17 protein-coding genes, 1 rRNA gene and 1 riboswitch are annotated in these 19,563 nt (G+C 40.6%); of the genes, 1 reads left to right on the plus strand and 17 read right to left on the minus strand.

Annotated elements, in window-relative coordinates; all coding sequences use genetic code 11:
- Window positions 1–58 precede the first annotated feature (58 nt).
- Window positions 59–1,792: an adenine deaminase C-terminal domain-containing protein gene (locus C8K15_RS14545; RefSeq protein ID WP_108587107.1), complete on the minus strand. Its 1,734-nt coding sequence runs from the start codon at window positions 1,790–1,792 to the stop codon at window positions 59–61.
- Window positions 1,793–1,981: 189 nt separating this feature from the next.
- On the opposite strand from C8K15_RS14545, the gene C8K15_RS14550 reads away from it, so the two are divergent.
- The gene (locus C8K15_RS14550; protein WP_108587108.1) at window positions 1,982–2,266 is read left to right on the plus strand and encodes a YgaP-like transmembrane domain; all 285 of its coding nucleotides are present in this window, start codon (window positions 1,982–1,984) and stop codon (window positions 2,264–2,266) included.
- 424 nt (window positions 2,267–2,690) lie between these two features.
- Here C8K15_RS14550 and C8K15_RS14555 read toward each other — a convergent pair whose 3' ends face one another.
- The 16 genes from C8K15_RS14555 to rrf form a co-directional block, all read right to left on the minus strand.
- Window positions 2,691–3,452 carry a class I SAM-dependent methyltransferase gene (locus tag C8K15_RS14555; RefSeq protein ID WP_108587109.1) on the minus strand — a complete coding sequence of 254 codons (762 nt, stop codon included), beginning with the start codon at window positions 3,450–3,452 and terminating at the stop codon, window positions 2,691–2,693.
- A 244-nt stretch (window positions 3,453–3,696) separates the two neighbouring features.
- Window positions 3,697–4,953: a phosphoribosylamine--glycine ligase gene (gene purD, locus C8K15_RS14560; protein WP_108587110.1), complete on the minus strand. Its 1,257-nt coding sequence runs from the start codon at window positions 4,951–4,953 to the stop codon at window positions 3,697–3,699.
- 229 nt (window positions 4,954–5,182) lie between these two features.
- Window positions 5,183–6,718 (minus strand): bifunctional phosphoribosylaminoimidazolecarboxamide formyltransferase/IMP cyclohydrolase, encoded by a 1,536-nt coding sequence (gene purH, locus C8K15_RS14565; RefSeq protein ID WP_108587111.1) that lies wholly within the window; start codon window positions 6,716–6,718, stop codon window positions 5,183–5,185.
- Window positions 6,719–6,876: 158 nt separating this feature from the next.
- On the minus strand, window positions 6,877–7,449 hold the full coding sequence (gene purN, locus C8K15_RS14570) for a phosphoribosylglycinamide formyltransferase (RefSeq protein ID WP_108587112.1): 573 nt from the start codon (window positions 7,447–7,449) through the stop codon (window positions 6,877–6,879).
- Complete coding sequence (purM, locus tag C8K15_RS14575) at window positions 7,439–8,503, minus strand: phosphoribosylformylglycinamidine cyclo-ligase (RefSeq protein ID WP_108587113.1); 1,065 nt, start codon at window positions 8,501–8,503, stop codon at window positions 7,439–7,441. The genes purN and purM overlap by 11 nt, the downstream gene beginning before the upstream one ends.
- Before the next feature lie 12 nt (window positions 8,504–8,515).
- Window positions 8,516–9,937: an amidophosphoribosyltransferase gene (gene purF / locus C8K15_RS14580; protein WP_108587114.1), complete on the minus strand. Its 1,422-nt coding sequence runs from the start codon at window positions 9,935–9,937 to the stop codon at window positions 8,516–8,518.
- Complete coding sequence (purL, locus tag C8K15_RS14585) at window positions 9,913–12,144, minus strand: phosphoribosylformylglycinamidine synthase subunit PurL (RefSeq protein ID WP_108587115.1); 2,232 nt, start codon at window positions 12,142–12,144, stop codon at window positions 9,913–9,915. The genes purF and purL overlap by 25 nt, the downstream gene beginning before the upstream one ends.
- Window positions 12,128–12,814, minus strand: a complete 687-nt coding sequence (purQ, locus tag C8K15_RS14590) for a phosphoribosylformylglycinamidine synthase subunit PurQ (RefSeq protein WP_108587116.1) — start codon at window positions 12,812–12,814, stop codon at window positions 12,128–12,130. Before purQ ends, purL begins: the two co-directional genes overlap by 17 nt.
- On the minus strand, window positions 12,811–13,065 hold the full coding sequence (gene purS / locus C8K15_RS14595; RefSeq protein ID WP_108587117.1) for a phosphoribosylformylglycinamidine synthase subunit PurS: 255 nt from the start codon (window positions 13,063–13,065) through the stop codon (window positions 12,811–12,813). Before purS ends, purQ begins: the two co-directional genes overlap by 4 nt.
- A complete protein-coding gene (gene purC / locus C8K15_RS14600; protein ID WP_108587118.1) occupies window positions 13,062–13,778 on the minus strand; it encodes a phosphoribosylaminoimidazolesuccinocarboxamide synthase in 717 nt (238 codons plus the stop codon). The genes purS and purC overlap by 4 nt, the downstream gene beginning before the upstream one ends.
- Window positions 13,779–13,792: 14 nt before the next feature.
- Window positions 13,793–15,088, minus strand: coding sequence for an adenylosuccinate lyase (gene purB / locus C8K15_RS14605; RefSeq protein ID WP_108587119.1), 1,296 nt, complete (start codon window positions 15,086–15,088; stop codon window positions 13,793–13,795).
- 12 nt (window positions 15,089–15,100) lie between these two features.
- The gene (gene purK / locus C8K15_RS14610) at window positions 15,101–16,225 is read right to left on the minus strand and encodes a 5-(carboxyamino)imidazole ribonucleotide synthase (RefSeq protein ID WP_108587120.1); all 1,125 of its coding nucleotides are present in this window, start codon (window positions 16,223–16,225) and stop codon (window positions 15,101–15,103) included.
- Entirely contained in the window at window positions 16,222–16,710 is a 489-nt protein-coding gene (gene purE / locus C8K15_RS14615) for a 5-(carboxyamino)imidazole ribonucleotide mutase (RefSeq protein ID WP_108587121.1), read from the minus strand. The genes purK and purE overlap by 4 nt, the downstream gene beginning before the upstream one ends.
- Before the next feature lie 365 nt (window positions 16,711–17,075).
- Window positions 17,076–17,176: riboswitch (purine riboswitch) on the minus strand.
- A gap of 98 nt (window positions 17,177–17,274) precedes the next feature.
- Window positions 17,275–17,463: an NETI motif-containing protein gene (locus C8K15_RS14620; RefSeq protein WP_108587122.1), complete on the minus strand. Its 189-nt coding sequence runs from the start codon at window positions 17,461–17,463 to the stop codon at window positions 17,275–17,277.
- Window positions 17,460–18,002, minus strand: coding sequence for a DUF2179 domain-containing protein (locus C8K15_RS14625; protein ID WP_108587123.1), 543 nt, complete (start codon window positions 18,000–18,002; stop codon window positions 17,460–17,462). The genes C8K15_RS14620 and C8K15_RS14625 overlap by 4 nt, the downstream gene beginning before the upstream one ends.
- A gap of 1,338 nt (window positions 18,003–19,340) precedes the next feature.
- Window positions 19,341–19,456 (minus strand): 5S ribosomal RNA (gene rrf, locus C8K15_RS14630).
- Window positions 19,457–19,563 lie beyond the last annotated feature (107 nt).

The following is a 19,563-nucleotide window of genomic DNA, read 5'->3' on the forward strand; positions in this document are numbered from 1 at the left end:
TCTAATCTCCTCGTTATTGAGAATTTTAATCTTTTGCGTACATCAACAGTAATTGACTTTAAGATCTCATAAATGATGGGAACAACACTGATTTTTTCATCACGTCGAAAATTCCACGTTGGGTAATACGTACATACGGTAAATGCGTTGACTGTAAAAACAACAACGTATAAATTGCATCCCCATGTTTAAAGCCTCTATCGCTTAAAGCTTTTTTCAATGCGAGTTCTTGTTCAATCAAATCTTCTACTTTTTCATTTGACAAGCCTCCGCCAATACGAAGTGGAATGTGCACAACGACTTCATTATCCTCAACGAGAACAATGCCGCCTTTCAATCGTTTCATTTCATTGAATGCTACCAACATATCATGACGGTTTTTTCCAATGAGGATAATATCTCCCGTATTCGAGTAAGATGATGCAAAACCCTGCACGGATGTTGCAAAACCTTTAATCATCGTATTGACACGCCACTTACCATTGCGGTCCACAAGCATCAAAAAGCTCTCATCATGCTCTGTACTTAAACTTGCTTCACCCGTATAAATCGATACACTATATGGCTTCGTTATAACATCATTAACCATTTCAATTCCAAAAGGCATGGAGAATTCAAAATCACCATCATGTAAATCAAATGGTAACTCTAATTCGTCTAAAACAGACCAATCGATAGTAGGCAATTGCTGAACTTTTTTGCCATCTTTTTTCATCCATACTCCTTTTGACAACACACTTAACGGTACTGGATTACGTTCATTTTCCAAAAAGTTTAAAGAAGCAATTCGCCCTGTAGCAATAAAGCCATGTAAGCTCGTCATATTGTAATAGCGAGCTACATTGTAGGAAGCCATTTGATACGCATCAATAGGTTTAACTCCTGCATCAAGGGCTACTTGAATACATTTATCCATTACACCGTCGATATGAAACGAAGGTGTTGAGCCATCTGTTGTCATCATTAAGTGATCAAAAACATCCAAACCTTTTTCTACAATGCCTCTTAGTAAATGCGGTAAGTCCGGACGGATAGAAGAGTGTCTTAGTGTCACAGCATACCCATGTAACAAACGACGCTCAACTTCCTCAACTGTCATCGCTTCATGGTCACCATCACTGCCAAGTAATCGCATGCGTGCCAATGTTTTTTCTGATGCGCCAGGAAAATGACCTTCCACTTTTTTGCCTTTCATTTTAGCTGATTGTAACCAGTACAACAGTTGATCATCACCAGCTAATAATCTTGGCCATCCAGTTAATTCACCACCCATTAATACTTCAGGGCGATCCAACCATTCACTAATCGATTTAGTAGTAAACAATTGTTCTTCGTTTTCAAGTTCTGTTTGAGAATCAAATCGAGCCCACCAATAAAAAGAAAATGGCAGTTCATTTAGTTGATCTAAAATTGTAAACGCTTTCTCATTTTCAAGTAATAAAAAGAGAATGAGATTGTCTGATAGAAAAGTAGTAGTACCTAATTGAGCTGCATAATCAGCAAATGATTGGGGATGATAAAGTTGAAATGGATGAACATGAGGTTCAATATAGCCTGGCACAATTACCTGTCCGCTTGCATCAATTATTTCTGCCTGAGTCGTATTCGTTGGCATCTCCGAACCTGCATACACAATGCGGTGTTTTGAAATCCAAATATTTCCTTCTACCCATTTTTTTAAAACACTATGCAAGTATGTAGCATTCACGATAATTTTGTCGGGACTCACTTTTCCATCAATCATACTAATTTGATGGCGAATCTCACCAATTTTCCATAAAGGGTGTTGCATGTTATCCATTCCCCTTTCACTAACAATGTTCTTTTTTTATCTGATTTCCTTTTAAATCATTTAATAAAAGACAGCAGCCTGCCCCGTTATGGCGACAAGCTGTGATTCCTTAATTTTAGCATATTCATTAAGTAAAATACAGACGGTATAAACACTTATTCGAAAATTCAGACAGGAGGAAACATAGAAATGACACAAACACAAAACATAAGTACGCGTAATGCACTTGCAAGACTTTCACTTGGACTTAGTATGCTCGCTTACGGAACAGCTAAACTTTCCCGCAACCCCCATTGCAACAAAGGTCGCTTGATGGTGGCACTTGGCGCCATGAAAGCAGCCGAAGGAACCGTTAAGTTTTGCCCACTTAAAGCCATGATCCAACAACAAGGCTTGATGGGCCAACCAGCTGGACCGGATGCCGGTAACTTAATAAAAGATCTCGCTGGACAAGGCATGTCGGTAACAACTTAAAGATTTTAGTTAGCGGATTATTGGTGACGGAATGGCGTGAATTTAGGTTAAGAGGTGTTTATTCCTGTTCGAATGGATTTATTCCCTTTCGATGCTTTTTATTCCTATTCAATTATTGTTATTCCTTTTCAAACACTGTTTATTCCCTTTCGCCCAATAAATGACAAATAGACTGTTCCAAAATTACTTGGAGACAGTCTTTTTGGCTTTATTAAACCTTATTGATCTTGGCGTTTTGATAATAGGGCTATTATTATAGCTATAATCAACCCACTTATATTTACTACAGTAGTTGTAACTTGATTATCCAAGATGAAAATATTTACTTTCGTAACGATAAATAAAAAGACAATCATAATGTTTTTAAAGATTCTCCCGATTAAATTCAATAGACATTATGCTTAATAAGACAAAACACTCGAAGTTACTTCCTCAATTTAAACACGATAAAATCACTACATCGAAAATCTTCCTCGAACGATGGGTATTTTTCTAGCATTTCTGAGGATGGTTTTGGTTCAACCAAACCTTCTAAAATAAAACCTGCTTCTGTTATCGCGTTAAAATAGCTCGTCAATGTTCTATGGAAAAACAACACTTTATCTGTTTGTCCTTGAGGGTAAGCTTGTTCGTAGACACCTTCATAAAAATACTTGTCAACTTTCCAATATAACTTCTCACCATCTTCACTTTTTTCCCAACCACTATCTGGTGTCACGAAACAAGGGTGTAATATTGAAAAGACAAAACTCCCTCCACTTTTCAACAATCGATACATCTCTTTAATTGCTGCTTTATAATTTTCAAGATCTTGAATCACCATATTGGATACGATTATGTCAAAGCTTTCATCATCTAGAAATTCTAATTTCTCGCAATTCCCATAATGGTATTTAATATTAAGCTCTTTAGGTGTTTTTTTACGGGCTATGTCTAGCATGTTTTTAGAAAAGTCTACAGCTACTACGGACGCACCGGACTTGGCAAAGATTCTACTTAAATACCCTTCTCCACATCCAGCATCTAAAATATTCTTTTGTTTCACGTTTTCAACTAACTTAAATAAAGTTGGGTTGAGTAATACTTCTCTATGCAAATCCCCTTGTTCACTATAGTTTGCTGTTATGATTTCTGCGTTCTGATCCCATAATTTTATTGCTTCTTCTGTGCCCAACGAATTTTTCATAATGACACCCTCTTCTTTAATATCTATTAAACTAATTATTCCATATTATCTAATAATACCAAAATTAATGAAAATCTTTTGGTGAAAGTAAAAATCTTGAAGAATAAAAGTTTCTTATTTGTCATTATGGTCGCAATCTGCTTGATCCCTCTACACAAGAAAAAAACTCTACTAATCGACTATACAAAAATAGACATCCCATCACGAATGTAATGGGATGCCTATTTCTATTAATTCAAACTTGTTATTTCATTGCACGCCATCCGATATCGTGACGATAGAAGAATCCATCCCACTTCAAATCAGATAACGCTTTGTACACTTCGTTTTGGGCTTGTTGTAAGGTTGAAGATTTTGCAGTTACCAAAATCACACGCCCACCGTTGCCAACAAATTGACCATCTACCTCTTTTGTTCCCGCATGGAATACTTGTAAATCTCCATTAAGCTTCGTTAAATCAGGCAATTTATCTCCCTTTTCAACCTTTTCTGGATAACCATCTGCAGCAATCACAACACCTAGAATTTCATCATCCGACCATTTCAATTCAAATGGCTTTTCATCAAGAATGGCCATCATCAAGTCGCCAAAGTCTGAAGCCATCCGTGGCAACACAACTTGTGTTTCAGGATCGCCGAATCGTGCATTAAATTCGATTACTTTCGGCCCTTCATCTGTCAAAATTAATCCTGCATATAAGATTCCTGTAAACGGTGTTCCTTCAGTTGTCATCGCTTTTACGGTTGGTAAGACGATTGAGTCGTATGCTTGTTGAACGACTTCTTCCGAAATATGAGGAACTGGCGAATAAGCTCCCATTCCACCCGTATTCGGACCTCGGTCTCCGTCATATGCACGTTTGTGATCTTGGGCAATGACCATTGGGTAAATTTGTCCGTTATGTACAAATGACATATAGGAAAATTCTTCGCCATCTAGGAAAGCTTCAATGACAACACGTGAAGACGAATCACCAAACTTTTGATTGCCAATCATGTCTTCGACAGAATTAATTGCTTCTTCCAAAGACATTGCAACTACGACGCCTTTACCAGCAGCGAGTCCGTCAGCTTTGACCACAATTGGTGCGCCCATTTTTCGGATATATGCTTTCGCTTCATTTACATCTGTAAATGTTTCATATGCAGCTGTTGGGATATTATATTTTTTCATCAATTCTTTTGCGAATGATTTACTGCCTTCAATTTGAGCAGCCGCTTTCGTAGGTCCGAAAATTCGTAACCCTTCCGCTTCAAAATAATCAACAATTCCCGCAGCAAGAGGTTGTTCAGGTCCAACAAACGTTAAATCAATGGCATTTTCTTGAACGAACGCAACCAGCATTTGAAATTCCAACGCGTCAATAGCTACACATGTTGCATCGCTTTTCATTCCATCATTGCCAGGGGCAACAAATACTTCAGTTACAGAAGGAGAGTTTTTAAACTGACGCACAATGGCATGTTCACGCCCGCCACTACCAATCACAAGTACCTTCATCTAGAAAACCTCCTTATAATTAGTGTTCAAAAGGAGCATCAAAAGAGCCAAGGAGGTCGAGGCGCGTAGCCTTTGAGTACCGCACTTGCACAGAATGTGCTGGCTTCTGTAATGCTTACATTTTGTAAGCATTACAGAAGTTCCTCTCGTACTTAATACGTGAGGAACGGAAAAGCAAGCCAACGAAGAGATCCGAAGTGCTATTTTGAGCGGACTTTTTGAACTTCCTTTAGTGTTTAAAATGACGTACGCCTGTAAACACCATCGCGATTCCATATTCATTAGCTTTTTGAATTGAATCTTCATCTTTTACCGAGCCACCAGGTTGAATAATCGCAGTAATTCCAGCTTTTGCAGCCGTTTCAACTGTATCATTCATTGGGAAAAAGGCGTCTGAAGCAAGTGATGCACCTTGAGCTTTGTCTGCTGCTTGTTCTAAGGCGATCTTCGCAGCTCCTACTCGATTCATTTGTCCAGCACCAACACCAAGTGTCATCTGTGCATCTGTGACAACAATTGCATTAGATTTCACGTGTTTAACAACGCCCCAACCAAGCTTAAGAGCAGCCCATTCTTCTTCCGTTGGTTCGCGATCAGTCACAACACGTACATCTGCTTCCGCAAAACCATATGCGTCAGGTTGTTGAAGCAATAAGCCGCCTTCAATTGACACCGTGTTCCATTTATCTTTTTTGCTTTGTTCAAATGGAATGGTTAATAATCGAATGTTCTTCTTCTTGGTTAAAATAGCTAATGCTTCTTCGGTAAATGCAGGAGCTAAAATAATTTCTAAGAAAATGCCTGAAAGTTGTTCAGCTGTTTGAGCGTCAACTTCACGATTTAACGCAACGATGCCCCCAAAAATAGACATGCTATCTGCTTCGTAAGCTTTACCGAATGCTTCAGCAATTGTTTCACCTATTCCAACGCCACATGGGTTCATGTGTTTAACAGCTACCGCAGCTGGAAGCTCAAATTCTTTAACGATTTGAATCGCTGCATTGGCATCTTGTATGTTGTTGTATGAAAGTTCTTTGCCATGTAGTTGTTGTGCAGATGCAATCGAGAAATCAGATCCAAGCGCACGTTTATAGAACGCTGCTTTTTGATGTGGATTTTCTCCGTAGCGAAGCTCTTGTTTTAATTCGTATGTAAATGTAACTTGTTCTGGGAATTCTTCACCAGCTAGTTCTGTTAAATAACCCGAAATATACGCGTCGTAAGAAGCTGTATGACGGAAAACTTTTGCCGCTAAACGACGTCTAGTTTCCATTGTTGTTTTACCTTCAGCTTGAAGTTCTTCTAAAACAGCTGGGTAATCTGTAGCATCTGTAATGACTGTTACATAAGCATGGTTTTTCGAAGACGCACGCAACATCGCTGGTCCACCAATATCAATATTTTCAATCGCATCTTCAGCAGTAACATTTGGTTTAGAAATAGTCTCACGGAAAGGATATAAGTTGACACAAACAACGTCGATTGGCTTGATGCCATGTTCATACATTTGCGCTTGATGATTTTCATCATCAGGTATAGCTAGAAGTCCTCCGTGAATCATTGGATTCAATGTTTTTACACGTCCACCTAATATTTCTGGAAACCCAGTTACTTCATCGACAGGAGTAATCGTCACACCATTTTTTTGCAAATATGCTTTTGTTCCACCTGTTGATAAAATTTCGTATCCTAATGTTTCTAACTCTTTTGCGAATTCTAGAATTCCTGATTTGTCTGACACACTAATAAGCGCACGTTTTTCCACGGGAAAATCCTCCTCTTATTGAAAAGCGTAAAGCATCAGCACAACTGCGAGCTGGCGCTTGTAGCTAGACATAGCAATCAAAAGCCGCTGGTAAGGAACGAAGGCTAAGAACACGACATCGTTTCTCGACGCCTTCGTGACCCACATCCTGTGGTCCTCTAACGGCTCCATAATTGCTGTAACGTTTTAGTATAGAGTTCATGTTCGACTGCGTGAATGCGTTGTTCTGTCTTTTCGCGGTCACCGTCAACGACTTCAACGGCTTGTTGCGATAAAATTTTGCCAGTGTCCATACCAGCGTCTACGTAATGTACGGTAACACCTGTCACTTTAACGTCATGAGCTAACGCTTGGCCAATGGCATCTTTACCTGGGAATGAAGGTAAAAGCGAAGGATGAATGTTAACAATTTTGTTTGGAAATTCAGCCAGTAGAGTATCGCCAATTAACCGCATGTAGCCTGCTAAAACTAACCATTCCACTTCCAGCTGTTGCAGCTCCTGCAAAATTGCTGTCTCGTAAGCGACTTTAGAATCAAAGTCTTTTGGACGAAAAGCTATTACGGACACATCTAATGCAGTTGCTCTTTCCACCGCATATGCTTGTGGTTTATCTGTCACAACTGCTACGATATCGGCATCTAAATCGCCTGCTATTGCGGCATCCGCGATGACTTGAAAATTACTTCCACTCCCAGAGGCAAAAATCGCCACCTTTGGCTTATTGCTCATCTGTTAAACTCCCATCGTGAGAGCCAGTGAATTGAACACCTTCACCCTGCACAACGCGTCCAATTACGTACGCATTTTCACCGTTTTGTACGGCAATTTTAATCGCTTGCTTCGCTTGTTCTTCTGGAAGCGCTATGACAAAGCCAATTCCCATATTAAAGACACTATATAAATCACGGTCAGCTAATGATCCTTTTTCTTTCAACATTGAAAACACCGGTAATATTGGCCATGAACCTAAATCAATTTCCACACCTAAATCAGCAGGCATCATACGAGGTAAGTTTTCGTAAAAACCGCCACCTGTTACGTGAGCCATGCCATGAACGTCTAGCTCCTCATGTATTGCTAATACTGGCTTTGCGTAAATTTTTGTTGGTTCTAGTAATGCTTTCCCAATGCTGCCTAAATGTTCATAGCCTGCAACATACGAATCGATTTCATAGCCTTGATCGGCAAATACGATTTTTCGTACAAGAGAAAAACCGTTTGAATGAATACCACTTGAAGCAAGTCCTACAAGGACATCACCTGTTTGAATATGTTCACCTGTAACGATATTCGACTTCTCTGCAACACCGACTGCAAACCCAGCCACATCATATTCATCCACTTCATAAAGACCAGGCATTTCAGCTGTTTCCCCGCCGATAAGAGCTGCACCAGCTTGAACGCAACCATCTGCAACACCTTTGACAATTTGCTCAATCTTTTCAGGTAGCGCTTGTCCAACTGCTAAATAATCAAGGAAAAATAGTGGTTCTGCGCCTTGAGCTACGATGTCATTGACACACATAGCTACGCAATCGATGCCGATTGTATCGTGCGTATCGGTCATAAATGCTAATTTTAATTTGGTGCCGACTCCATCTGTACCGGAAATCAATACAGGTTCTTTATAATCGAGTGACGACAAGTCAAACATTCCACCAAAACCGCCGAATGCTCCCATTATGCCTTTGCGTGCTGTGCGATCAACATGAGATTTCATTCTCTTTACAGCCTCATAGCCCGCTTCAATATTTACACCAGCTTGTTCGTATGCTTTTGACATCCATGTCGCCCCCTATCGTGACAATTCTTTTTGATGCGGTAAAATGGTATCCGGAAAAATCTCTGTTGGATAATTATTCGTAAAGCAAGCCAAACAGTGTCCAGCTTCAGGTCCTTCATCCGTTCGGCCAATTGCGCGAACCATGCCTTCAACTGATAGGAAAGTAAGTGAATCTGCGCCAATTAATACGCGCATTTCTTCAATGCTATTATTTGAGGCAATCAGTTCTTCACTTGAACTGATATCAATGCCGTAAAAACAAGGATTTTTAATAGGCGGAGAACTGATTACTACATGTACTTCAGTCGCTCCCGCTTCTTTTAACAAAGTGACAATACGTCTAGACGTCGTCCCACGAACGATGGAATCATCAACCATCACGACACGTTTGCCATTCACTACTTGGCGTACAGGAGACAATTTCATCTTCACTCCACGTTCGCGTAAGTCTTGAGAAGGCTGAATAAACGTTCGTCCTACGTAACGGTTCTTAATTAATCCTAATTCATAAGGAATACCTGTCGCTTCTGAGAAACCAATGGCAGCTGAAATACTCGAGTCTGGAACACCAGTCACAACATCTGCTTCAATTTCCACTTCTTTCGCCAGCTCTTTCCCTAAACGTTTTCGAGCAGTATGAATATTAATTCCATCAATATCAGAATCGGGACGTGAGAAATAAACATATTCCATCGTACAGATCGCACGTTTCGCAGGGAAAGCAAAACGGTCTACTTTCATTCCTTCATCGTTTATTACGAGGAATTCTCCTGGTTCAATTGAACGGATGTATTCTGCCCCAATAAGATCGAATGCACATGTTTCAGATGCAACAACCCACGCATCTCCTAATTTCCCTAGTGAAAGTGGTCGCAATCCGTTCGGATCTAGTGCAACCGTCATTTCGTCTTCCGTCATCATAACGCATGCATAGGCACCTTTTAGAAGTGATAATGCATTTTTTGCGCGTTGTTCAAACGTTGCGTAGCCACTTTTTTTAATTAAATGGGCTAAAACTTCTGTATCGGAAGAGGTCTGGAATATGCTTCCTTGACGCTCTAAATGTTTTTTCAAGTGATTGGCATTCACCAAATTCCCATTGTGGGCAATCGCTAAACTACCCGTAGACGAACGGAACAAAAGTGGTTGTACATTTTCAATTCCGCTTCCGCCTGCTGTTGCATAACGTACATGGCCAATCGCGCCACTACCTTTTAGATGGTCAAGCTTACCCGTACTAAATACTTCACTCACAAGACCTTCACCTTTTACCGCTTGAAGTGTTTTACCGTCAGTTACGACGATTCCTGCGCCTTCTTGTCCGCGATGTTGCAAAGCATGCAATCCATAATAAGTGATTTGTGCTGCATTCGGGTCACCCCAAATTCCAAAAACGCCACACTCTTCGTTTAACCCTCTGAGTTCAGCAAGCATGGAATTGCTCCTTTCCAAGCAGATCGGAATTCCTCAACAGAACCTGATACCCACTCTTCGCCATGTTCATTTCGAATGATGACGGACGTATCTGATGTGACTGTACCAATCTTCACTGCATCTTTAACGATTTCTTCGAAAGCTTCTGAATGTTGTTCTTTTACAGTAACAATGAAACGCGATTGTGATTCACTGAATAAAGCAGTAATCGCTGAACCAGAGATCGTCACGTCTACACCAAGATTTTGTACGCCAAATGTTTTCTCGGCTAATGCAACTGCAAATCCACCTTCTGCAATATCATGAGCAGATGCAACTTTTCCTGCTTGAATCGCTTGTAAAAGTGCGTCTTGGCGAGCTACTTCTACATCTAAATTAATCGAAGGTGCTTTACCGAAGATACGACCTTCTACCATTTTTTGTAACTCGCTACCGCCAAATTCAGTCATCGTTTCTCCGATTACATAAACAAAGTCGCCTGCTTCTTTCACATCTTGCGTTGTAACATGTGATAAGTCTTCAACTAAACCAACTAAACCAATGGTCGGTGTTGGATAGACAGCCACTCCGCTGCGCTCATTGTAAAGTGATACGTTCCCACCGATAACTGGAGATTCAAGAGCAAGACAAGCAGCAGCCATTCCATCAGCTGACTTTTCTATTTGCCAGAAAATCTCTGGGTTTTCCGGATTCCCGAAGTTTAAACAATCTGTAATTGCTAATGGTTTAGCTCCTGAACAAACAACGTTACGTGCAGCTTCTGCCACCGCAATTTTACCGCCAGTTTCTGGATCCAAATAAATATAACGAGAATTACAATCTGTTGTCATCGCTAACCCTTTATTCGTTCCACGAACACGAACGACTGCTGCATCTGATCCAGGCGTTACTACAGTGCTTGTACGCACTTGATAATCGTATTGATCGTAAACCCATTCTTTTGATGCAATGGTCGGTTGTTTTAATAAGTTCATTAATGTTTCTTTATAGTCAGCGACTTGCGGTTCAACATTTTCCATCGCTTGATATTGTGTGTAATAAGCAGGAACACTAGAAGTTTTATAATAAACCGGCGCTTCTTCTGCCAAAGCATCTGCAGGAACATTTGCCACGACTTCACCTTTATGAAGTAAACGAAGCATTTTGTCGTCAGTTACTACACCAACAGCCACTGCATCTAAATCATATTTCTCGAATAACACTTCGATTTCAGCTTCGCGTCCTTTTGTTACTACTATTAACATACGTTCTTGCGATTCAGATAACATCATTTCGTAAGCAGTCATTCCTGTTTCGCGTTGAGGAACTGCATCCAAATTCATCTCAATACCGAATCCAGCTTTAGATGCCATTTCAGCTGCAGAAGACGTTAATCCAGCTGCTCCCATATCTTGAATACCAACAAGTGCGTCTGATTTTACAAGTTCCAAACAAGCTTCAAGTAATAGTTTCTCCATAAATGGATCTCCAACTTGAACGGCTGGACGTTTTTCTTCCGATGCTTCACTTAATTCTTCAGAAGCAAATGTTGCCCCATGAATGCCATCGCGGCCAGTTTTAGCTCCAACATACATCACCGTATTGCCAACACCTGAAGCGATACCTTTTTGGATGTCTTTATGATCGATTAAACCAACACACATCGCGTTCACTAATGGGTTTCCAGCATAACAATCATCAAACTGTACTTCTCCACCTACAGTTGGAATACCGATACAGTTACCGTATCCTGCTATCCCTGCAACCACTTCTTCAAATAAATAACGAACACGTGGGCTTGTTAATTCACCGAAACGAAGTGAATTTAACATAGCAATCGGACGTGCTCCCATTGAGAAAACATCACGAATGATCCCACCTACACCTGTTGCCGCTCCTTGATAAGGTTCGATAGCAGATGGATGATTGTGCGATTCCATTTTAAACACAACAGCTTGTCCATCCCCAATATCTACAATTCCTGCACCTTCACCAGGGCCTTGTAATACGCGTGGACCAGTCGTTGGGAACTTACGTAAAATAGGTTTTGAGTTTTTATATGAACAATGTTCCGACCACATAACCGAAAACAAACCAGTTTCAGTATAGTTTGGTTGACGTCCTAAAATCTTTTCAACCATTTCAAACTCTGAATCAGACATACCCATTTGACCGTATAGTTTTTGTTCTTTAATTTGTTGAGGATTTGGTTCAAGCATGACTGACATGTGATTCCCTCCACTGTTTAACGATAGATTTGAATAGTGCTAAACCGTCCGTGCCACCAATTAATTCATGAACAGCACGTTCTGGATGAGGCATCATCCCTAAGACATTCCCTCGTTCGTTGATAATCCCTGCAATATCTTCTACACTGCCATTAGGATTATCGTTTGTGTATGTGAACACAATTTGATTGTTCGCTTTTAATGAAGCAAGTGTTTCTGCATCACATGTATAGTTTCCTTCGCCATGTGCTACCGGAATATTAATTACTTGCCCCTTCGCATAGTCACTTGTAAATAGTGTGTTGTTATTTTCAACAGTCAACTCAATCGTGCGACACATGAATTTTAAATTTTTATTGCGAATTAACGCACCAGGTAATAGTCCAGCTTCGGTTAAAATTTGGAATCCATTACAAATGCCAAGAACTGGTTTACCAGCATCAGCTGCTTTTTTTACTTCATTCATTACATTGGAGAATTGAGCAATTGCACCACAACGTAAGTAATCTCCATAAGAGAACCCACCTGGTAAAAGAATGCCATCATAACCACTCAAATCTTTCGTATCATGCCATACATACTCTGCTTCTTCACCCAGCTCGTCTTTGATCGCGTGATACATATCTAAATCACAGTTCGATCCTGGGAATACGAGGACTGCAAACTTCATTTGCTCACAGCCTCCTCGACATCGTATCGATAATCTTCAATCACTGTGTTCGTTAATAATTTTTCACACATTTCTCTAACAATCACGTCTAACTCTCGTTCAGAGTCGTCCACTTGAAGTTCTAGGTATTTTCCAATGCGCACATCTGCGACTTCGTCATAGCCCATCGTGTGAAGAGCCCCCATGACTGCTGAACCTTGTGGGTCTAATACGCTTTCGCGAAGTGTTACATAGATTTTTACTTTTTTCATTGTGTAAGTCCTCCTAGACGGGATAGTATGATTTCGTATGCATCTGTTAATTGTCCTAAATCTCTGCGGAACACGTCTTTGTCTAACTTTTGTTTTGTTTTCTCGTCCCATAAACGGCACGTATCAGGTGAAATTTCATCCGCAAGCAAGACATTTCCTGCTTCATCACGGCCATATTCAAGTTTGAAGTCTACTAAAATTACGCCTATTTCTTTGAAGAATTTCGTCAATACTTTATTCACATGAAGACTTTTTTCATAAAGAGCTTTCACTTCATCTTGTGATGCAATATTCAACAACTCAATATGCTCTTCATTAATTAGTGGATCGCCAAGGTCGTCGTCTTTGTAGTAAAACTCAACAATCGGACGCGCAAGTTCTACTCCTTCGACAAGTCCTAAACGCTTTGCCAAACTACCTGCGGCCACTTGTCGCACGACAACTTCAATAGGAATGATGTCGACTTTTTTCACTAACTGCTCATGATCTGATAATTGTTCAACGAAATGTGACTCAATGCCTGACTCTTTCAGTTTTTCGAAAAGTAAAGAGGTGATTCGGTTATTTAACGTACCTTTTCCAGCAATTTCAGCTTTCTTTTCACCGTTAAACGCAGTTGCACTGTCCTTATATTCCACAAAAAGAATATCTTCTTTGTCTGTTGCGTATAGTCGTTTCGCCTTACCTTCATACAAAAGTTGACCTTTTTCCACGTGTATTCCCCCGATTAATTTAGTCCGAGACGTTCGAAAATCATGTCTACATGCTGGATGTGATAGTTATAGTCAAAGCAATCATCTAATTCTTCTTTAGTTAAGTATGATGTGATTTTCTCGTTCTTTTCAACAACACCTCGGAAGGCAATTTGGTTTTCCCATGCTTCCATTGCACATGGTTGTACGGTATCGTACGCCTCTTCACGAGCTAACCCTTTGTCAATTAAGCCAAGTAGTACTCGTTGTGAGTAAATCAAGCCAAGTGTGCTATCCATGTTGCGTTTCATGTTTTCAGGGAACACCGTTAAGTTTTTAATAATATTTCCGAAACGGTTCAACATGTAATTTAAAGCGATTGTCGCGTCTGGTAAAATGACACGTTCTGCTGATGAATGTGAAATATCACGTTCATGCCATAATGGCACGTTTTCATAAGCTGTTAACATGTAACCACGAATCAATCGTGCAAGTCCTACCATATTCTCAGAACCGATAGGATTACGTTTATGTGGCATTGCTGAAGATCCCTTTTGACCTTTTCCAAACGATTCTTCTACTTCACGAGTTTCTGACTTTTGCAAGCCACGAACTTCTGTTGCAAATTTCTCAACAGACGTTGCGATTAACGCCAGTGTGCTCATATATTGTGCATGGCGATCACGTTGTAATGTTTGAGTCGAAATCGGTGATGCTGCGATTCCTAAGTTGTCACACACATATTTTTCTACGAAAGGATCGATGTTTGCATATGTTCCAACTGCTCCAGACATTTTGCCTGTTTCAATTGATTTTGCAGCCGCTTCAAAACGTTCTACGTTACGTTTCATTTCTTCATGCCATAATGCTAGTTTCAAGCCAAATGTTGTTGGCTCTGCGTGCACACCATGTGTACGACCCATCATAACTGTAAATTTATGTTCTTTTGCTTTGGTTGCTAATATCTCAACAAAATTGTTCAGGTCCTTGCGAAGAATTTCATTTGCTTGCTTGATGATATATGAAAGAGCCGTATCAACGACGTCAGTAGAAGTTAAACCATAATGAACCCATTTGCGTTCTTCGCCAAGTGTTTCAGATACAGCACGTGTAAAAGCTACTACATCGTGACGTGTTTCTTCTTCAATTTCTAAAATTCGATTAACATCAAAAGAAGCATTTGCACGAATTTTTGCGACGTCTTCTTTAGGAATATCGCCAAGTTCAGCCCAAGCTTCACAAGCTAAAATTTCAACTTCTAACCAAGCTTGGTATTTGTTTTGTTCAGTCCAAATTGCTCCCATTTCCGGGCGTGTATAACGTTCTATCATGTAGTTCTCCTTCTATTCTGACCAAATGCCAGAATGCTTAATTTCGTCTAGTGTCTTATTTACATCATTCGTCAAAATCGTAACATGCCCCATTTTACGTTTCGTCTTTGCTTCTTCTTTTCCATATAGGTGTATGGACCAATCTGGATATTTTGAAATTACGTTTGATAAAGGAACAACATGTTCTCCCAGTACATTTACCATCACAGTAGGTTGGTGCAGCGCTGGTTTGCGAAGTGGCCATCCACAAATCGCACGGACATGTTGGTGAAACTGAGAAATCGTACTTCCTTCAATTGAATAGTGACCAGAATTGTGAGGACGCGGTGCTAACTCGTTAATCACCAGCGTGTCATCTTTTAACACAAACATTTCAACTGCCAATGTTCCAACTAGTTGTAAATGATCAGCGATTTGTTCTGCTGCCTTAGTAGCTTGTGTAATAACTGTTTCAGATACTCGGGCAGGTACGATTGTTTCATGCAATATATGGTCCATATGAATATTCTCACCAACAGGGAGACAATATGTTTCGCCGTTGCCATTACGCTGGACGATAACTGAAATTTCTTTAGTGAAAGGTACGAATGCTTCTGCAATACATGCACCATGTTCAAACAATGGTTCTGCTTGCTTCATATCTGCTTTCGAATGTAACTTTACTTGACCTTTGCCATCATACCCACCAAATGCCGTCTTGACGATACAAGGAAATCCAACTTCATCAATCTTTGCATTGAGTTCAATATGGCTTGTAGCGACAACATAGTTTGCAACCGGAACGCCTGCTTTACGAATTTCAGCTTTCTCAGTAATTCTATTTTGCGTAATTCGAACAAGGTCTGCACCTTGAGGAACATAGGCAATTTCAGCAAGTCGTTTCAGACCTTCATAGTCGATATTTTCAAACTCGTACGTAATCACATCGCTTACTTCAGCCAGTTCTTCTAAAGCAGTTTCATCATTATAAGGTGCCACAATTTGAATATCAGAAACTTGTCCGCACGGAGATTCCATATTCGGGTCTAATACAGCTATTTTAAATCCGGCTTCTTTTGCAGCCAAAGCCATCATTCGACCTAATTGACCGCCACCAATAATCCCGATTGTCTGACCTGGATAAATGGTTTTTGTCATATTAAATCACCATTGCTTTCAAAAACTTTAACTTTTGTCGCTTCTCGTCGTAAATCTAAGTTGTGCGCGAGTGTTTGATCTGACATTGCTAACATTTGAGCAGCAAGTAACCCTGCATTTGTAGCACCCGCTTTTCCAATCGCCACTGTGGCAACTGGAACACCACCGGGCATTTGAACGATAGACAATAATGAATCCAATCCATTTAAAGCTTTAGTTTGTATCGGAACACCTATTACCGGTAATGTCGTTTTTGAAGCAACCATTCCAGGTAAATGCGCGGCTCCACCTGCACCAGCCACAATCACTTGAATTCCTCTAGCACGTGCCGTGTTGGCATATTCAAACATTAAGTCTGGCGTTCTATGTGCAGACACCACTTTTTTCTCATATGGGACTTGCAATTCATCTAATATGTCGCATGTATGTTTCATTGTTTCCCAATCACTTGAGCTTCCCATGATAACGCCAATTTTTGGATTCATTGAAAATCTCTCCTTTTATAGAAAAGCGTAAAGCGTTTATTTAGCAAGACAACGGTGCTGGAAAATCCGAATCGGAAACAGGTTTCCGATTGAGTTTAGGAAGGCTAATTACGCGACATCGTGGTCCTGCGGTTACTCGTCGCAAAATGTAGTGCTAAGAAATCTTGTCGCCAAGCCTTCATGACCCACATCCTATGGCCCCAAGCTTAAGTGCTTGCTAGCGCTTGCAGCTAGACATTTACAACATAAAAATCCCCAAATAAACTGCTCACTATGCATGAAAAGCAGTTTACTTGAGGACTCTAAAGAAACCTGGGTATGATTGGCTAATAAAAACATATGCAGTCTCACACCCTTCGTTTCATCCAAAAGTTGCTTTCCCGCATAGTCCGGTCATTTTCGGTGACCTGGTAGAAACGCTAAAGCCAATTCTTTAGCATATATGGGGATATTCGATGTTTCTATATTCATATTTTAACAAGAACATTGTCGAGAGTCAACGAAAAATGACGAACAATAATATTTAAGGGAACAATAATGTTCGGTTTTCAGACCATTTTATGGTTACTCCGAGATGTACGTACCTTTAAATTGTATGATTTGGCGAATCGGAACAATTTCACCATTCACTTCTTGAAACACAGGTTCTTCTCTACGCCCAGTCGGCATATAGCCTTCCGTCTGCATACGATTCAAACAATCATCAATCGTTTCATTCTCTTCCACTTCAAACCAGACTGTCTTTTTCTTCATTTAAATAGCTTTCCTTTCCTTACAGTTTTAACCCAGAACCCACCATGAATAGTCTTCGGTTCATACGCAATAATAAAAGCTTTAGGATCCAACTCTTTTATCGTTGCATATAATTTCAACTCATACTTACGAGGCGTTAATATTTGCATGGCTTTGCGATTACCTTCTAGGCCATTCGCTTCCCAATCTGTCACACCATATCCTTTTTCTCGCAATAATCGTGGCAAAGTTCTATTCTCTTCAGTTGTAATCACATTTACCGTAATATATCCCAGGGCCATCTTTTCTTCAATCTTCGTTCCAATAATGACGCCTGTTCCGTAACCAACTGCGTAAGCCACTAGATTTTGAATCTCATTCAAGTTATCTAAAACCAGCCCAAGACCTACTACATAAATAACGACTTCAACTGTACTAAGTAACGCAGCAAGATAGCGATACCCTTTTAGCGTCATAATCATACGCACTGTAAAAAACGAAACGTACACAATATTTATACTAAATATAATCAACATCATTAAAAGTGCATCTGTACTCATTGCATTCTTCCCTTCGTTCTTAAAGCATTAAGCCCTTATCTTATTAGAGTAGCAAAGAGAATACAAGGGATTCATAATAAAAAGAAATTGTCCCCTTATTTATAGTTTCACTAATTTTAAATAATGAAACATTTGAAGGTTTACTGCACGATTTGAAGTTTTTTCGCTCGAACTAGAGATTTATTCCTCAAATTATTCAAAATATCCTTCGAACCGATGTTTAGTTGTGAAAATTGAGAGCTTGTGACAGTTACCTCATTTCTCGGGTATGGAATACGCTCCGAGTCTCGCCTCCTGGTTTCCTCGAACTCTTTGTTCCTTTCTCGTACACCTTCGACTCCATAGAAAAAATGAACACAAAAAAACCAGTACCTTTCGGTACCGGCTTCTTACTTGCCTAGCGACGTCCTACTCTTGCAGGGGGAGACCCTAAAGCTACCATCGGCGCACGAGCTTAACTTCCGTATTCGGGCTGCGAAAGACGATGAACGGCAGATTTCTTCGTCACCTGCGGGCTTCTCGTTTCTCGCGTATGGAATACGCTCCGAGACTCGCCCCCTTGGTTCCTCGAACTCTTTGTTCCTCCTCTTTCTCGCACACCTTCGACTCAATAGAAAAAATGAACACAAAAAAACCAGTACCTTTCGGTACCGGTTTCCTAGTTGCCTAGCGACGTCCTACTCTTGCAGGGGGAGACCCCCAACTACCATCGGTGCACGAGCTTAACTTCCGTGTTCAGGTTGCGAAAGACGATGAACGGAAGATTTCTTCGTCACCTGCGGGCTTCTCGTTTCTCGCGTATGGAATACGCTCCGAGACTCGCCCCCTTGGTTCCTCGAACTCTTTGTTCCTCCTCTTTCTCACACACCTTCGACTCAATAGAAAAAATGAACACAAAAAAACCAGTACCTTTCGGTACCGGCTTCTCTTGAAAAGTCCTAGTCCCTCATAAACAAACACAAAAAAGCCGATACCCTTTAACAGGTATCGGCTTTCTAATTGCCTAGCGACGTCCTACTCTTGCAGGGGGAAACCCTAAAGCTACCATCGGCGCACAAGCTTAACTTCCGTGTTCGGGTTGCGAAAGACGATGAACGGCAGATTTCTTCGTCACCTGCGGGCTTCTCGTTTCTCGCGTATGGAATACGCTCCGAGACTCGCCCCCTTGGTTCCTCGAACTCTTTGTTCCTCCTCTTTCTCACACACCTTCAAATCTATAGAAAATTGAATACAATAAAATCAGTACCTCTCGGTACCAGTTTCTCTTTGAAAAGTCCTAGTCCCTTATAAACAAACACAAAAAAGCCGATACCCTTTACAGGTATCGGCTTTCTAATTGCCTAGCGACGTCCTACTCTTGCAGGGGGAAACCCCCAACTACCATCGGCGCTAAAGAGCTTAACTTCCGTGTTCGGTATGGGAACGGGTGTGACCTCTTTGCCATTATCACTAGACTAATTGAGTGTTTGTTCACTCAAAACTGGATAAACGGGCCATTGAAAGCCATTCAAAATTGTGGTTAAGTCCTCGATCGATTAGTATTCGTCAGCTGCACACGTCG

Source organism: Paenisporosarcina sp. OV554 (genome assembly GCF_003058165.1).
Classification (GTDB): domain Bacteria; phylum Bacillota; class Bacilli; order Bacillales_A; family Planococcaceae; genus Paenisporosarcina.

What these genes read in the sequence shown, in the direction of transcription:
- C8K15_RS14620 (WP_108587122.1), bottom strand. Translation starts at nt 17,463, where the DNA reads ATGAAGAAAAAGACAGTCTGGTTTGAAGTGGAAGAGAATGAAACGATT.
- purF (WP_108587114.1), bottom strand. Translation starts at nt 9,937, where the DNA reads ATGCTTGCTGAACTCAGAGGGTTAAACGAAGAGTGTGGCGTTTTTGGA.
- purB (WP_108587119.1), bottom strand. Translation starts at nt 15,088, where the DNA reads ATGATAGAACGTTATACACGCCCGGAAATGGGAGCAATTTGGACTGAA.
- purQ (WP_108587116.1), bottom strand. Translation starts at nt 12,814, where the DNA reads ATGAAGTTTGCAGTCCTCGTATTCCCAGGATCGAACTGTGATTTAGAT.
- C8K15_RS14550 (WP_108587108.1), top strand. Translation starts at nt 1,982, where the DNA reads ATGACACAAACACAAAACATAAGTACGCGTAATGCACTTGCAAGACTT.
- purK (WP_108587120.1), bottom strand. Translation starts at nt 16,225, where the DNA reads ATGACAAAAACCATTTATCCAGGTCAGACAATCGGGATTATTGGTGGC.
- C8K15_RS14555 (WP_108587109.1), bottom strand. Translation starts at nt 3,452, where the DNA reads ATGAAAAATTCGTTGGGCACAGAAGAAGCAATAAAATTATGGGATCAG.
- purD (WP_108587110.1), bottom strand. Translation starts at nt 4,953, where the DNA reads ATGAAGGTACTTGTGATTGGTAGTGGCGGGCGTGAACATGCCATTGTG.
- purS (WP_108587117.1), bottom strand. Translation starts at nt 13,065, where the DNA reads ATGAAAAAAGTAAAAATCTATGTAACACTTCGCGAAAGCGTATTAGAC.
- C8K15_RS14545 (WP_108587107.1), bottom strand. Translation starts at nt 1,792, where the DNA reads ATGCAACACCCTTTATGGAAAATTGGTGAGATTCGCCATCAAATTAGT.
- purN (WP_108587112.1), bottom strand. Translation starts at nt 7,449, where the DNA reads ATGAGCAATAAGCCAAAGGTGGCGATTTTTGCCTCTGGGAGTGGAAGT.
- purL (WP_108587115.1), bottom strand. Translation starts at nt 12,144, where the DNA reads ATGTCAGTCATGCTTGAACCAAATCCTCAACAAATTAAAGAACAAAAA.
- purM (WP_108587113.1), bottom strand. Translation starts at nt 8,503, where the DNA reads ATGTCAAAAGCATACGAACAAGCTGGTGTAAATATTGAAGCGGGCTAT.
- C8K15_RS14625 (WP_108587123.1), bottom strand. Translation starts at nt 18,002, where the DNA reads ATGAGTACAGATGCACTTTTAATGATGTTGATTATATTTAGTATAAAT.
- purE (WP_108587121.1), bottom strand. Translation starts at nt 16,710, where the DNA reads ATGAATCCAAAAATTGGCGTTATCATGGGAAGCTCAAGTGATTGGGAA.